We start from the raw sequence: 14,002 nt of genomic DNA, 5'->3' as shown, positions 1-14,002 counted from the left end.
ATCGTTGGGCATCGTCGCCGTGCACGGCCCTCGTCTGATTCGCGCCCATGATCATCGCAATCCCGAACGTCCTGTCGATCGAACAAGTCACTGAAGCCCGCCGTCTGCTCGACGCCGCCGACTGGGCCGATGGCCGGATCACCGCGGGACACCAGTCAGCGCGCGTGAAGGAGAACCAGCAGCTCCCGGAAGACTCACCGGTTGCACGCAAGCTTTCCGAAAACGTCGTCGCCGCGCTCGAACGCAGTCCGCTGTTCGTCTCCGCGGCGCTGCCCTCGAAGATCTTCCCTCCTCTCTTCAACCGGTATCAGGCTGGTCACGCATTCGGACTGCACGTCGACAATGCGATTCGGATGGTGCGCGGCACAGCGCATCGGGTTCGCACGGACCTGTCGGCAACGTTGTTTCTGTCAGGGCCCGAGGAATACGACGGCGGCGAACTGATCGTCGAGGACACTTACGGTCCGCAGTCGATCAAACTACCGGCAGGTCACATGGTGCTGTACCCGGCGAGCAGCCTTCACAAGGTTCAGGCGATTACCCGAGGCGCGCGCGTAGCATCGTTCTTCTGGATTCAGAGCATGGTGCGCGGTGATGCGGAGCGGGCCATGCTGTTCGATCTCGATCTCGCCATCCAGCGCCTGAATCGTGACGTTCCCGACCATCCGAGCACCGTGCAGCTCACCGGCGTCTATCACAACCTGCTGCGGCGATGGGCCGAGGTGTGAAGTCGCAATAATTGCTCGGGGCTTATCGGGCCACTTCCACGCTAGACCGACCGTAGCTGGGCATCGAGCTCAGCGAGTTGCGCCGGCGTTCCAACGTTGTGCCAGCGGCCCTCGTACAGCTCGCCGCTCACCCGGCCCCGATCGATCCAGTCGAACATGATCGGCGCGAGGGCAAAGCGACCCGGCGCGCACGCCTCGAAGAACTCGGGACGGAATACACCGAGATTCCCGTACGTAAATTTCTCCCCATCGCGCACGAGTCGGCCATCCGCCAGCGCGAAATCGCCGCGCGTATGAAAATCCGGATTCGGAACAACGACGAAATGCGCAACATCGCGGTCCTGCGGTACGCGGGTCAATCGTTCGAGCGGATAGTCCGTCCATACGTCGCCGCTGATGACCACGAAGGGACCCGGCCCAAGCAGCGGCAGCGCCTTGAAGACACCGCCACCCGTTTCCAGCGCCGCATCGCCTTCATCGCTGTAGGTGATGCGAACGCCGAATCGTCCGCCATCCCCCAGCGCATCGCGGATCAGTGCGCCCTTCCAGGCGAGATTGATCACGATCTCGCGGATGCCGATCGCAGCGAGATTCTCCAGGTGGTACTGAATGAGCGACTTGCCGCCGACGGACAGGAGCGGCTTTGCAGTCTCGTCGGTGAGCGGCTTCATGCGCTCACCGCGACCGGCCGCCAGGATCATCGCCTTCATCAACTGCCCTGCTTCGCTGCCGCCGCCGCCTGGTTGAGCGCCGGCATCACGCGTGTGTCGATGAGTGTTCTCAGGTACTGCAATTCGGGATAGCAGGCGCTCACGACCCGCACGTAGTTCAGGGTGCGCGGAATGTCCTTGAGGTAGCCGGGTTTGCCATCGCGATGCCAGAGGCGCGCGAAGATCCCGATCGCTTTCAGATGACGTTGCACGCCCATGAGGTCGAACCAGCGCAGGAATGTTTTCTGATCCGGCCCCGTGTCGACGCCAGCGGCCCTCGCCACCTCGCGGAACCTGGCCACCCATCCGTGAACGCGCTCGATTGGCCACGCGACATAGCAGTCGCGCAGCAGCGAAACGAGGTCGTAGGTAACTGCCCCATGGACCGCGTCCTGAAAATCCAGGATGCCCGGATTGGGCCCGAACCGGCCGCCACCCACCATCAGGTTGCGCGAGTGGTAGTCGCGATGCACGAACACCCGGGGTTGAGCGAGCGCCTCTCGCGCGAGTGCGTCGAACGTATCGCGCAACCCGGCGATGTCGTCATCCGACAACGTCAGGCCAAGGTGACGGCCGCAGAACCACTCCGGGAACAATGTCATTTCCCGCTGGAGCAGCGCTTCGTCGTACGGCGGCAGCTGCGCGGCGTGGGATTGTCCGTTTGCCTGGATCTGCACCAGCGCATCCATGGCGTCGTGATAAAGGCGGTCCGCATCGCCGCCCCCATCGATCTCGTTCAGATAGGTCCGGCTCCCCAGGTCCGAATTCAGCAGGAATCCCTGCTCGAGATTCGTTTCGAGGATGTGGGGAGCGTTCACACCGACCGCGACGAGCATGTTCGCGATGCGTACGTAAGGCTCGATGTTCTCCTTCTCGGGCGGCGCATCCATCGCGATCCATGTCTGGCCGTTGCGCGTGACCCTGAAATACCGACGAAAGCTCGCATCCGCCGACGCCGGGGCGAGCGTGAAGTCGGTCGATCCGAACAACACCGACACCCATTGCCGCAGCTGCTCGAGTCGTTCGTCGGCATGGCCTGCTGATGTTTCTGTCGTGGAAAGTGACACTCGGTTGTGCTCGGTAACGAAGGTGATTTGGACGACGCGAGCGTAACGATTGCCGAAGCCGGCGCAAATTAGTCGGGTCTCGCGTACTGCGCGTAATTATAATCGCAGCCGATGACAGGGCCGCTCACAACAACCCCAACAATCCGCCAGCACCGCGGCCTGACGCCGATATTGGTGCTCGCGACGGGGATCTGCATCGGCGACGCGCAGGCAAACTGCCCGGATCCCGAGGAACTGGAGGCTGCCAGAGCGGCAACGAGCGCCCCGGCCGCCGACCCGAACGGCGATATCCAGCTGGAGATGGACAGCTTCGAGGCGACGCGCGACGGCCAGTGGGATCTCAAGGGCGAAGTGGCGATCACCCAGGGCGACCGCAAGATCATGACGAGGGACGCGGTCTACGATCCGGAGTCGCAGAGGTTCTCGACGAAGAACGGCGTCAGCTATTCGGACCCCTCCATGAAGGTCGAGGGCACGGGAGCCGAGTTCGAACCGTCAGGTGGAGTGACGTTCGAAGGCGCGCAGTTCGAGCTGCCCGCTCAACCAGCGCGCGGCGCGGCGGACCGTATCCACGCGACGAAGGAAGGCGAGCTCAATCTGGACGGCGTCCGTTATACGACCTGCCCCGTCGGCAATGACGACTGGATCCTGAAGGCGTCCGACATCGACATCAGCCAGAGCACGGGCATCGGCACCGGCCGCAACGTGCGACTCGACTTCAAGGGCGTCCCGATTCTCTATACGCCGTTCATCTCGTTCCCCGTCAGCGACCAGCGCAAGTCGGGATTCCTCTTCCCCACATTCGGCACGTCATCGCGCAGCGGCACGGAGATCGGCGTTCCCTGGTACTGGAACATCGCGCCGGAATACGACGCGACCTTCCTGCCGACCTGGTACTCGAAGCGCGGCGCGCGTCTCGACACGGAGTTCCGCTACCTGTCGCCCGTCGGTCGCGGCGTGCTCACGGCCGACTATCTGCCGGATGATCAGGAGTTCAACGATTCGCGGCTGCTCGTGCACTTCGTGGACCAGTCGGACTTCACCGACCGCCTGCGAATGGGCATCGACGCCGCCGACGTCAGCGACAACAACTGGTTCGAAGACTTCGGCCTCGGTCCCGAAGGCACGAGCGTCAGTTACCTCAACCGGTCGGCGCAACTCGTGTACCTCGACGATCACTGGCTCGCGTCGATGCGCGCACAGAACTTCCAGACGCTGGACACGACAATCGACGAGTTCGACCGGCCTTACACGCTGCTGCCGCAACTCGCAGTACATGCGCGCTTCGCGGATCAACCTTACGGTCTCACTTTCGGCTTCGACGGCGAAGTGTCGAACTTCCTGCGCGATGACGGCGTGACCGGCCTGCGGATGGATGCCGCTCCCGAGATCCGTATGCCTTTGCGAGGCGCGGGTGTCTACATCGAGCCGGCCGCGAGCTGGCGCTACACCGCGTACGACCTCGACGACACAGCGCCGGGCTCCGACAACACACTGACGCGATCGGCACCCGTGCTCAGCGTCGACAGCGGCATCGGCTTCGAAAAAAACTGGGGCCGCAACGGACAACGATTGCAGACCTTCGAGCCACGGCTCCTGTATCTGTACGTGCCCTATCGCAACCAGGATGCGCTGCCCGTCTTCGACACGGGCGAGCCGGACCTGAATCCAGTACAGCTGTTTCGCACGAACCGCTATGTCGGCGCCGACCGCCTGAGCAATGCGAATCAGGTGAGCGTCGGATTCACATCGCGCCTTCTCGACTCCGAGACCGGACAGCAGTACATCGCCGGTACGATTGGTCAGGCTTACTACTTCGATGAGCCGCGAGTGACGCTCCCCGGCGTGCCGCTGGAAGACACCGAATCTTCCGACATCGTCGCGGAACTCGATCTGACGGCGTTCGAGAACTGGAACGTGAGCATGGGCGTTCAATGGGATCCGGGCGACACACGGTCCGAGAAGGGCGACGTGAATCTCCAGTACCGCCCTGAACACGATCGCGTAGTGAACGCGGGCTACCGCTTCCGCCGCGACAACATCGAACAGCTGGACGGCTCCGTCGCCTGGCCGATAGGCGAACGCTGGAGCGCCTACGCACGCGTGGTCTATTCGCTCGAAGACGAGAAGACGCTCGACCAGTTCGCCGGCCTCGAATACCGCGCCTGCTGCTGGCGGCTGCGATTCGTGGGCCGGCGCTACGTCAGCAACCGCGACGGCGACGTCGACACCAGCTTCCTGCTGCAGCTTGAACTTAACGGGCTCTCCAGTGTCGGAGTGGGCGCGGATGCTTTCCTGGAAAGGTCGATTCGGGGATACTCCTTCGACCAGCCTGGGATCTCGGACTGAGAGTTGCGCGGTTTGCGCCATTTGCCGCGCAAATCCCCCCGGATTCCCCTGAAGGTCCAGCCTGAAAGTCCAGTAGAAGGCCCCAGCTTGAAGGCCCCCGCACGAAGATCATTCGACGAGCCCGATCCGAGCCCTATGAACATCATCCGCCCTGCCGTTCTGACCCTTTCCCTGCTGCTGTCCGCGGGAATCGTTTCGGCCCAGACCCGCGACCTGTCGACCAGCGGCGAGCCGCTCGACCGGATCGTCGCGATCGTGAACGACGGCATGGTGCTGAACAGCCAGCTCGACGAGCAGACCGAGGAAATCACCGCCCGTCTGCGTCAGCAGAACACCGAGCTGCCGCCGCGCAACGTGCTGCGCCGCCAGATCCTCGAAAGGCTCGTGGTCGAGGAAATCCAGATCCAGCGTGCCGACAAGCTGGGCCTGCAGATCTCCGATGAAATGCTGAATGGCGCGCTTGCGAACATCGCCCGCTCGAACAACATCGAATTCGCCGACCTGCCCCGGGCTCTTGCGCAGCAGGGTGTGGATTACCGCTCGTATCGCGACGAGATCCGCCGGCAGATGACGCTGCAGATGCTGCGGCAGCGCGACGTGATCGGTCGCATCAACATTTCGCCGCGCGAGATGGAACAGGCCATGGCGCGGCACAAGAACTCACCGAACCAGAACAGCGAGTACAACATTTCGCACATTCTGGTTTCGGTACCCGTGACGGCATCGCCGGAGCAGATCGAAAGCCGTGAGCGCCGGGCGCAGGAAGCCTACGAGAAGGCGAAGGCCGGCGAAGACTTCGCGCAGCTCGCCCTCACCTACTCCGACAGCTCCACGAACATCGAAGGCGGGTCGCTCGGCTGGCGCAAGGGCTCGCAGCTGCCGTCGATCGTTTCCGAACAGGTCGTCAAGATGCAGGCGGGTCAGATCTCCGAACCGATCCGCACGCCCAGCGGCTTTCATCTGTTCCGGTTGAACGAAGTGCGTGGCGGTACTCAGCAGTCAGTCGTCGCACAGGTTCATGCCCGCCACATCCTGCTGACGCCCAATGACCTCGAGGACGACCAGACCCTGGAACAGAAGCTCAACGACATCCGCAATCGCGTCCTCAACGGCGAGGATTTCGGCGCAATCGCCGCGGTGACTTCACAGGACCCCGGTTCCGCTCCGGATGGCGGCGATCTGGGCTGGGCCGGTCCCGGTACGTTCGTGCCGCAGTTCGAGAAGGAGCTCAACACGCTCAACGAGAACGAAATCAGCAAGCCGTTCAAGACCCAGTACGGCTGGCACATCATCCAGCTCCTCGGCCGCCGCCAGCACGACGCAACCGACGACAAGATGCGCGAGCAGGTGTATGCGCAGCTGCGCGAGTCGAAGGCGGAAGAAGAGACTGAACTCTGGTTGCGCCGGCTGCGCGACGAAGCCTTCGTCGAATACAGAATGTGACGGAAGGGTGGACCTCCGCCCACTCAATGCCTTCGCCGCGCATCATCCTGACCTCCGGGGAGCCTGCGGGCATCGGACCCGATCTTTGTATCGAGATCGCGGCGAGCGCGTGGGTTTGCGATCTCATCGTCGCAGCTGACATAGATCTTCTTCGCCAGCGCGCACAGCAGCTCGGCAAGCATCTCAACTTCATCCCCGTCGATTCGCACCGCTCGGCTCACGAGCCCGGCACGCTGCGCGTGCTGCACAGGTCGGTAAAGCAGCCTGTCCGCGCCGGCCAGCTCGACACAGCCAACTCGCGATACGTCCTCGATCTCCTCGATGCGGCCTGCGACGGTTGCACGTCGGGCGAGTACGACGCGATGGTGACAGCACCCGTGCAGAAGAGTGTGATCAACGATGCCGGCGTTGCCTTCTCCGGGCATACGGAATATCTGGCCGAGCGAACAGGCGCTCGACTCCCAGTCATGATGCTTGCCGCGGACAAACTACGCGTCGCTCTTGCGACTACGCACCTGCCGCTTGCATCCGTGAGCGCTGCGATAACACCCTCGCTGCTCGAGCAGGTGCTGCGGATTCTTCATCACGATCTTCAGCAGCGCTTCGGGATCGCGACGCCCCGCATTCTCGTGTGCGGGCTCAACCCGCATGCCGGTGAAGGGGGCCATCTGGGTCGCGAAGAAATCGAAGTCATCGCGCCGGTACTCTCGGCGCTGCGCAACGATGGCTTGCACTTGATCGGCCCTGTGCCCGCGGATACGGCGTTCACACCGCACCAGCTCGACCAGGCCGATGCCGTGCTCGCCATGTATCACGACCAGGGACTGCCCGTTCTCAAGTACGCCGGCTTCGGTAACGCCGTGAACGTCACGCTCGGCCTGCCGATCGTGCGCACGTCCGTCGATCACGGCACCGCACTTTCGCTCGCAGGTTCGGGCAAGGCCGACGCGGGAAGCCTCGTCGCCGCACTCGAGATGGCAATCGAGCTCGCTGCGAATCGCTAGCCACATGCACGTCGCACGCAAACGCTTCGGCCAGCATTTTCTGCATGATCCCGGAATCATCGGGCGGATCATCTCCGCCATCGCACCTCGCGCCGATGACCCGATGGTGGAGATCGGTCCGGGACTCGGGGCAATCACTCTGCCGCTGCTCGGCCATCTGCGGACGCTGGATGCGATCGAGATCGATCGCGACGCGATTCGCCATCTCAAACAGGTGACGTCGGATCCGGTGGCGGGGCGCGGGATCCTGCGGATTCACGAAGCCGACGCATTGGAGTTCGACATCAGCACGCTGCGGCGCGGCGACGAACCTCTGCGTCTCGTCGGCAACCTTCCCTACAACATCTCGACGCCGCTGCTGTTTCGCCTGATCGAGCAGGGCCAGCACATTCGCGACATGCATTTCATGTTGCAGAAGGAGGTCGTCGACCGCATGGCCGCAAAGGCCGGCGACGACGCCTACGGACGGTTGTCAGTGATGCTCGCGCCGTGGGTGCGGGTCGAGCCGCTCTTCGATATCGGTCCTGGCGCGTTCCGCCCGCCTCCACGTGTCATGTCGACGTTCTTTCGCCTGAAGCCGCATGCAGCACCGCCCTTCGCGATCGATGCCCCACAGCGCTTTGCGGCGCTCGTGGCCGCGGCGTTCTCGCAGAGGCGCAAGACGCTGCGCAATTCGATCAAGGCGCTCGCCGGCGAGGAACAGATTCGTCGCGCAGGCATTGATCCGGCAGCACGTGCCGAAGTCGTGACGCCCGAGCAATTCGCGCTGCTGGCCAACCTGCCTGCGGAGAACGGCTGACGCTTGCGCCCGCGCGAGACCTCCGACCTATAATTCGATCAAGCAGCCCGCACCCGCCACCTGGAGATCCCCTGTGAACGGATACAAGAAAATACTGCTGGTCGTCGATCTCTCCGACGACAGCCGGGTCATCGGCGAACGCGCCAAAGTCATCGCCAACTGCTACCAGTCCGACATCACGCTGCTGCACGTCGTCGAATACGTGCCCGTGGAGCCCATGGGCGAAGCGTTGCTGCCGACGGTGCAGATCGAAAGCGAACTCGTCGACCGCGCCCGCAAGAAGCTGGCCGATCTCGCGCAGCAGTTGTCTCTCGCGCAGTGTCCTCAGCTCGTCGAAACCGGAAGCATCAAGACCGAGATCGTGCGCGCCGCTCAGCGGCTGGGCGCTGACCTGATCGTGCTGGGCAGCCGCGAACGCCATGGTCTCGCCATTCTGCTGAATTTCACGGAGGACACGATCCTGCACGCGGCACCCTGCGACGTTCTGGCGGTTCGGCTGCACTGATCCCCGCCCTGCACTGCTCGACATAAGGCGGAACTCCCCGCGAATTTCAGGGCATCAGGCGCTGTGGACGGCTGCTACAATCGAGCAGCGATCCCATTTGTCCCTCGACCATGACCGACCCGAGCCGCCACAAGATCCGCGTCGACGTCAGCACGAACTACGTCGACGACCAGTCGAAACCCGACGAGAGCCATTACGTCTTTTCGTACACGATCACCATTCGCAACGAAGGCGACGTGCCGGCGCGGCTCATGACGCGCCATTGGGTCTTCACGGATGCCAACGGCAAAGTGAAAGAGGTCCGTGGCGAAGGCGTGGTGGGCGAGCAGCCCTATCTGCTGCCAGGCCAGGGATTCCGCTATTCGAGCGGCGCGGTGCTGGAAACGCCCGTCGGCGCCATGCAAGGCAGCTATCAGATGGTCGCCGACGATGGCGCGCACTTCGATGCTCCAATCGCGCCAGTGCGACTGGCCATGCCCGGACTCCTGCATTGAGACTAATCCCGCTTTTGTTCTGGCCAGCCGGTTAGCGAGCCAGCAGCCTAGCTGGCTTCCCCGCCATGCCCACGTACGCAATCGGTGACATTCAGGGCTGCTGCGATGAGTTCGAGCTGCTGCTCGACACGCTGCAGTTCAGTCCCGACCGCGATCGTCTCTGGATCGTCGGCGACCTCGTCAACCGAGGCCCGCGATCCGCGGATGTCCTGCGCAAGGTCAAAGCGCTCGGCGATGCGGCGATCACGGTGCTCGGCAATCACGACCTGCATCTGCTGGCCGTTGTCCTTTCGCCGAACGAGAAGATCAAGCAGAAGGACACACTCGACGACATTCTCCAGGCGCCGGATCGCGACGAGCTGCTTACGTGGCTGCGTCATCGCCCGATGCTTCATCACGACGCCAGCCTGGGTTACACGATGATTCACGCGGGACTGCCGCCCCAGTGGGATCTGCGGACCGCTCAATCCTGCGCACGCGAACTGGAAACCGCGCTCCGCGATATCCAGACGGCGAAGGATCTGTTCGCGCACATGTACGGCGATCAACCCAATCGGTGGTCACCGGACCTCGCGGGTCTCGACCGGCTGCGCTTCACGACCAATTGCCTCACGCGATTGCGTTTCTGTCGCGACGACGGCCAGCTGGAGCTCAAATACAAGGGCACGCTTCAAGACGCGCCGTCAGACCTGTATCCGTGGTTTCGCGCGCCGCACCGGAAATCGCGCGATCTGCGCATCGTCTGCGGACACTGGTCCGCGCTGGGCTATCACGATGGCGACGGCGTACTGAGTATCGATACCGGCTGCGTGTGGGGCAGTCAGTTGTGCGCGGTCCGGCTGGATCGACAGCAACCGCCAGTCATGGTCCCGTGCAGTTCGTCGGGCCTCACGCACGGCGGCGAGTAGCGCTCTTTCAATCCTTCTTCTTGTCTTCCGGCTTACCCTCGTCGGGCGGCGGAACGCGTGTGAGTGCTTCAACTTCGAGTCGCGGCTGACCGAGCGACACCTGGTTCGGTATGCAACTCACGTCGTCCCTGACCACGCGGATGGCGAGTTTCGGCAGCACTTTGCGCTTGATCTGATCGACCAGTTCGCAATCGCCGGACTCGAGCCGGAAGCTGCCTCGTGAGAGCGAAACGGGCTTCCAGTACGCCGGGTATTGCTCCGTCACCTCGACAGGCCGCTCGCCGCGCACACGTGCAGCGAGCTCACGTGTGCTGCGCGTCTTCTCGAACTCCGCCAGGATCTCAGGCGTCGCCTCGACCGGCGAGGACACCTGCATGCGGACGTGCGGAAAACGCGCGATCTCGTTGCCGAAACAGCTGCTGACTTTCACCTTGATCGCTTCGACACCGAGCTCCAGCAGCAGCTGGCGCACCCGGTCCTCGAGGCTGCGGCAGGAATAGAAAGTCGTGAAGCTCTGGAAATAGAAGTCGATGTCCTGCGACCGGGTCACCGCCGAAATTGCGGGCCGGGACTCGGCGGCCGGCTCACCAGCAGGTTCGGCCGATCGAGCCGCCAGCGGCATTACGGCTGCCAGCCACAGCAATGTGACAAACCGACCGAACCGATTCACTGCATACATGTTCGCTTTCGCTCCGTGGCGCTGCGCCGCTGGAATTCTCCGACGCCCCTACAGACTGCCGTCGACTCGCCCGACGGGTTCATGAGACGGCTATACTCTAAGCGCAAAGCCGGAGACGTTGCATGAACGCACTCAAAGCCTTCAATTTCCGCGAGTGGATCGACCGTCATCGCGAATTCCTGAAGCCGCCCGTCTGCAACCGGCAGGTGTTCGAGCAGTCCGAATTCATCATCATGGTCGTCGGCGGACCCAACTCGCGCGACGACTATCACGACGATCCGGGTGAGGAGTTCTTCTACCAGCTCGAAGGCAACATGATCCTGCGAACCATGCAGGAAGGCGCCCGGGTCGATATTCCCATCAATGAGGGCGAGATCCTGCTGCTGCCGGCGCGCGTGCCCCACTCGCCGCAGCGTTTCGCCAATACGGTCGGACTGGTCGTCGAGCGGAAACGACGCCCGGAAGAACAGGACGGCTTCCTCTGGTATTGCGGCTACTGCCAGTACCCGCTCTATGCCGAATACGTGCACGTCAACGACATCGAGCACCAGTTGCCGCCGATCTTCGAGCGGTTCCATCACTCCCTGAAGAACCGGACGTGCCAGGCCTGCGGCACGGTGGCACCGGCCAAGTGAACGGCACTCCCGACCGCGATGCACTGACGCGGATGGACGCGACAGACCCCCTCGCGAACCTCCGCAACGAGTTTCACATCCCGCCGCGAGCCGATGGTTCACCGAGCGTGTACTTCTGCGGGCACTCCCTCGGACTTCAGCCGAAGCGCACGGCGACGATTCTCAACGAGGAACTCGCCACGTGGGCAAAGCACGGTGTCGAAGGCCATTTCGAGCCCCGGCGCCCGTGGCTCTCCTATCACGAACAACTGACCGGTGGACTGGCGCGACTGACAGGCGCCCTGCCTTCTGAAGTCGTGGCGATGAATTCGCTGACGGTCAACCTGCATCTGATGCTGACGAGCTTCTATCGCCCGACGAAGGAGCGCTCGCGCATCGTCATCGAGCGGAGTGCGTTCCCTTCGGACCGCTATGCTGTCGCCTCGCAGATCGCGCAACGCGGCTTCGATCCAGCCGCGTGTCTCGTGCAACTGGGCCCGCGCCCAGACGAAGTCCTCATTCGCACCGACGACGTTTGCGAGTTCCTCGAACGCGAAGGTTCGACGATCGCGACGGTCATGTTCCCCGGCGTTCAGTACCTGAGCGGTCAGTGGTTCGACATGAAGCAGATCGTCTCCTGTGCGCACGCCCAGGGCATCGTCGTCGGCTTCGACCTTGCACATGCAGTCGGCAATGTGCCGCTCGCCTTGCACGACTCCAATGCCGATTTCGCTGTGTGGTGCAGCTACAAGTACCTCAACAGCGGACCCGGCGCGATTGGCGGCTGCTTCGTTCACGAACGGCACGCACGCGCGTTCGATCTGCCGCGTTTCGCAGGCTGGTGGGGGCACGACAAATCGTCGCGCTTCGAGATGCCCGAAGCATTCCGGCCTCTGCCGGGCGCCGAGGGCTGGCAGCTTTCCAATCCGTCGATCTTCTCCGCGGCACCGCTGCTGGCTTCGCTCGAGCTGTTCGATCGAGCGGGCATGGATGCGTTACGCAAGAAAGCCCTCGCGTTGACTGGCTGCCTGTCGACGCTGCTGCAGGAACGCCTGCGAGATCGCGTCTCGATCCTCACTCCCGCGGATCCGGCGCAGCGCGGATGTCAGCTCTCACTGCGCCTGCATCGCCCACCGGCTGCTGCGCGTGCCGTACACACCGCGTTGACGACCGCCAACTTCACCTGCGACTGGCGCGAACCCGATGTGATTCGCGTCGCGCCTGTCCCGCTCTACAACACCTTCAGCGAGGTCGGCGCTTTCGTGGAAGCCCTGGCGCGCGCACTGAATTCCGACGGGCGTTCATGACAGTCAACAAGAAAAGCGAATCCGTTTCGATCATCGGCGCGGGTCTCGCCGGCACGCTGATGTCGATCCTCCTCGCCCACCGGGGCCACAAGGTGCGCGTATTCGAGCGCCTGCCCGATCAGCGTCGCGAAGCCATTCCGGCGGGACGTTCGATCAACCTCGCATTGGCGGCCCGCGGCATCGCGGCACTGGAACGAGCCGACGTCATGCAGCAGGTGCTTCCCCTCCTCATTCCGATGCCGGGCCGATTGCTGCATCTGCCCGACGAAGCGCTGACATTCGTACCGTACGGACAAGGCGACAGCGAAGTCATCTACTCCGTCTCGCGACCGGGCCTGAACCGCATTCTGCTCGACGCCGCCGAAGCAGCCGGCGTCGAGCTCAACTTCCGCCAGAGTTCCGTCGACGCCGATTTCCGCACCCATCACATCCTCATGCGCGACGAGTCAGCGGGCACGACATGGGAGTTGCCGATGCAGCGGGTAATCGCCGCGGACGGCGCGGGCTCGCCGATTCGTCACGCACTAGTCCAGGGACTACGCGCCGACGCGACTGAAGACCTGCTCGCGCACGCCTACAAGGAACTGACCTTGCCGCCGGACACGTACGGCAATCACCTGATCCACAAGAACGCGCTGCATATCTGGCCGCGAGGCGGCTTCATGCTGATCGCGTTGCCGAACCTTGACGGCAGTTTCACCGTCACCCTGTTCCTGGCCCGCAAGGGCGCCGAGAGCTTCGAATCGCTGCAATCGACAGCGGCTGTCGACGAGTTCTTCCAGCGGCATTTTCCGGATGCCGCGCAGCTCATGCCGAAGCTCGCGACGGAGTTCTCGGAGAACCCGACCGGCACCATGGGAACTGTCCGGTGCCAGCGCTGGGCGCTCGACGACCGTCTGATGCTGATCGGTGATGCGGCTCACGCCATCACGCCTTTCCACGGACAAGGCATGAATTGCGCCTTCGAAGACTGCCGCGAGCTCGACGAGTTGCTGCACGATCGCAAGGATTGGGCGGACGCCTTCGCGGCGTTCGAACATTCGCGCCGGCCGAACACCAACGCCATTGCGGACATGGCGCTCGAGAACTACCAGGAAATGCGCGACACGGTGCGGCATCCGAAATTCCAGCTGCAGAAGGTTCTGTCGCTCGAGCTCGAACGCCGCTTCCCCGATCGCTTCGTGCCGCGCTACTCGATGGTGATGTTCCACGATGACATTCCCTACTCGACGGCGCAGGAACGTGGCCGCATCCAGCACGAGATTCTCGACACGCTGACGCACAATGCAGCGACCATGGACCAGGTGGATTTCGAACGCGCCGAACAGCTGATCGCAGCCCGACTGTCATCGATCTGAGAATGGACACAGTCGCTTTGCTGTAGCGCTCTCCGAG

Annotated in this window: 14 protein-coding genes; 11 read left to right on the top strand and 3 right to left on the bottom strand. The window is 63.1% G+C overall.

Annotated features, from left to right (window positions below; genetic code table 11):
• Positions 1 to 47: 47 nt before the first annotated feature.
• Positions 48 to 728, top strand: coding sequence for a Fe2+-dependent dioxygenase (locus HNQ60_RS16165; RefSeq protein ID WP_184333595.1), 681 nt, complete (start codon positions 48 to 50; stop codon positions 726 to 728).
• Between the two features lie 41 nt (positions 729 to 769).
• On the opposite strand, the gene murU is transcribed toward HNQ60_RS16165, so the two are convergent.
• Both murU and HNQ60_RS16155 read right to left on the bottom strand, forming a co-directional pair.
• Entirely contained in the window at positions 770 to 1,438 is a 669-nt protein-coding gene (gene murU, locus HNQ60_RS16160) for an N-acetylmuramate alpha-1-phosphate uridylyltransferase MurU (protein WP_184333594.1), read from the bottom strand.
• Positions 1,438 to 2,505, bottom strand: coding sequence for an aminoglycoside phosphotransferase family protein (locus HNQ60_RS16155; RefSeq protein WP_184333591.1), 1,068 nt, complete (start codon positions 2,503 to 2,505; stop codon positions 1,438 to 1,440). The genes murU and HNQ60_RS16155 overlap by 1 nt, the downstream gene beginning before the upstream one ends.
• Before the next feature lie 174 nt (positions 2,506 to 2,679).
• Here HNQ60_RS16155 and HNQ60_RS16150 point away from each other — a divergent pair, with 174 nt between their 5' ends.
• The 7 genes from HNQ60_RS16150 to HNQ60_RS16120 all read left to right on the top strand — a co-directional run bounded on the left by HNQ60_RS16150 (position 2,680) and on the right by HNQ60_RS16120 (position 10,007).
• Entirely contained in the window at positions 2,680 to 4,854 is a 2,175-nt protein-coding gene (locus HNQ60_RS16150; protein ID WP_184333589.1) for an LPS-assembly protein LptD, read from the top strand.
• 135 nt (positions 4,855 to 4,989) lie between these two features.
• The gene (locus HNQ60_RS16145; RefSeq protein WP_184333587.1) at positions 4,990 to 6,297 is read left to right on the top strand and encodes a peptidylprolyl isomerase; all 1,308 of its coding nucleotides are present in this window, start codon (positions 4,990 to 4,992) and stop codon (positions 6,295 to 6,297) included.
• A 26-nt stretch (positions 6,298 to 6,323) separates the two neighbouring features.
• On the top strand, positions 6,324 to 7,301 hold the full coding sequence (pdxA, locus tag HNQ60_RS16140) for a 4-hydroxythreonine-4-phosphate dehydrogenase PdxA (RefSeq protein ID WP_184333585.1): 978 nt from the start codon (positions 6,324 to 6,326) through the stop codon (positions 7,299 to 7,301).
• A 4-nt stretch (positions 7,302 to 7,305) separates the two neighbouring features.
• Positions 7,306 to 8,100: a 16S rRNA (adenine(1518)-N(6)/adenine(1519)-N(6))-dimethyltransferase RsmA gene (gene rsmA / locus HNQ60_RS16135; protein WP_184333583.1), complete on the top strand. Its 795-nt coding sequence runs from the start codon at positions 7,306 to 7,308 to the stop codon at positions 8,098 to 8,100.
• Between the two features lie 73 nt (positions 8,101 to 8,173).
• Positions 8,174 to 8,605 (top strand): universal stress protein, encoded by a 432-nt coding sequence (locus tag HNQ60_RS16130; protein WP_184333581.1) that lies wholly within the window; start codon positions 8,174 to 8,176, stop codon positions 8,603 to 8,605.
• Positions 8,606 to 8,715: 110 nt separating this feature from the next.
• The gene (gene apaG, locus HNQ60_RS16125) at positions 8,716 to 9,099 is read left to right on the top strand and encodes a Co2+/Mg2+ efflux protein ApaG (protein ID WP_184333579.1); all 384 of its coding nucleotides are present in this window, start codon (positions 8,716 to 8,718) and stop codon (positions 9,097 to 9,099) included.
• Between the two features lie 65 nt (positions 9,100 to 9,164).
• Positions 9,165 to 10,007 carry a symmetrical bis(5'-nucleosyl)-tetraphosphatase gene (locus HNQ60_RS16120; RefSeq protein WP_184333577.1) on the top strand — a complete coding sequence of 281 codons (843 nt, stop codon included), beginning with the start codon at positions 9,165 to 9,167 and terminating at the stop codon, positions 10,005 to 10,007.
• Between the two features lie 7 nt (positions 10,008 to 10,014).
• Here HNQ60_RS16120 and HNQ60_RS16115 read toward each other — a convergent pair whose 3' ends face one another.
• A complete protein-coding gene (locus HNQ60_RS16115) occupies positions 10,015 to 10,686 on the bottom strand; it encodes a hypothetical protein (RefSeq protein WP_184333575.1) in 672 nt (223 codons plus the stop codon).
• A gap of 122 nt (positions 10,687 to 10,808) precedes the next feature.
• Between HNQ60_RS16115 and HNQ60_RS16110 the strand changes: the two genes are divergently transcribed.
• Genes HNQ60_RS16110 through HNQ60_RS16100 form a run of 3 tightly spaced genes read left to right on the top strand, consistent with a single transcriptional unit; the run spans position 10,809 to position 13,965 of the window.
• On the top strand, positions 10,809 to 11,321 hold the full coding sequence (locus HNQ60_RS16110; RefSeq protein ID WP_184333573.1) for a 3-hydroxyanthranilate 3,4-dioxygenase: 513 nt from the start codon (positions 10,809 to 10,811) through the stop codon (positions 11,319 to 11,321).
• 32 nt (positions 11,322 to 11,353) lie between these two features.
• Positions 11,354 to 12,607, top strand: a complete 1,254-nt coding sequence (gene kynU, locus HNQ60_RS16105) for a kynureninase (RefSeq protein ID WP_184333828.1) — start codon at positions 11,354 to 11,356, stop codon at positions 12,605 to 12,607.
• Positions 12,604 to 13,965, top strand: a complete 1,362-nt coding sequence (locus HNQ60_RS16100; RefSeq protein WP_184333571.1) for an FAD-dependent oxidoreductase — start codon at positions 12,604 to 12,606, stop codon at positions 13,963 to 13,965. Before kynU ends, HNQ60_RS16100 begins: the two co-directional genes overlap by 4 nt.
• The last annotated feature ends 37 nt before the right edge of the window (positions 13,966 to 14,002 follow it).

The organism is Povalibacter uvarum (assembly GCF_014202975.1).
GTDB lineage: Bacteria > Pseudomonadota > Gammaproteobacteria > Steroidobacterales > Steroidobacteraceae > Steroidobacter > Steroidobacter uvarum.
The sequence above is the reverse complement of the archived record's forward strand: the minus strand, read 5'-3'. Positions and strand labels throughout refer to the sequence as shown.

What these genes read in the sequence shown, in the direction of transcription:
- HNQ60_RS16165 (WP_184333595.1), top strand. Translation starts at nt 48, where the DNA reads ATGATCATCGCAATCCCGAACGTCCTGTCGATCGAACAAGTCACTGAA.
- murU (WP_184333594.1), bottom strand. Translation starts at nt 1,438, where the DNA reads ATGAAGGCGATGATCCTGGCGGCCGGTCGCGGTGAGCGCATGAAGCCG.
- HNQ60_RS16145 (WP_184333587.1), top strand. Translation starts at nt 4,990, where the DNA reads ATGAACATCATCCGCCCTGCCGTTCTGACCCTTTCCCTGCTGCTGTCC.
- pdxA (WP_184333585.1), top strand. Translation starts at nt 6,324, where the DNA reads ATGCCTTCGCCGCGCATCATCCTGACCTCCGGGGAGCCTGCGGGCATC.
- rsmA (WP_184333583.1), top strand. Translation starts at nt 7,306, where the DNA reads ATGCACGTCGCACGCAAACGCTTCGGCCAGCATTTTCTGCATGATCCC.
- apaG (WP_184333579.1), top strand. Translation starts at nt 8,716, where the DNA reads ATGACCGACCCGAGCCGCCACAAGATCCGCGTCGACGTCAGCACGAAC.
- HNQ60_RS16120 (WP_184333577.1), top strand. Translation starts at nt 9,165, where the DNA reads ATGCCCACGTACGCAATCGGTGACATTCAGGGCTGCTGCGATGAGTTC.
- HNQ60_RS16115 (WP_184333575.1), bottom strand. Translation starts at nt 10,686, where the DNA reads ATGTATGCAGTGAATCGGTTCGGTCGGTTTGTCACATTGCTGTGGCTG.
- HNQ60_RS16110 (WP_184333573.1), top strand. Translation starts at nt 10,809, where the DNA reads ATGAACGCACTCAAAGCCTTCAATTTCCGCGAGTGGATCGACCGTCAT.
- kynU (WP_184333828.1), top strand. Translation starts at nt 11,354, where the DNA reads ATGGACGCGACAGACCCCCTCGCGAACCTCCGCAACGAGTTTCACATC.
- HNQ60_RS16100 (WP_184333571.1), top strand. Translation starts at nt 12,604, where the DNA reads ATGACAGTCAACAAGAAAAGCGAATCCGTTTCGATCATCGGCGCGGGT.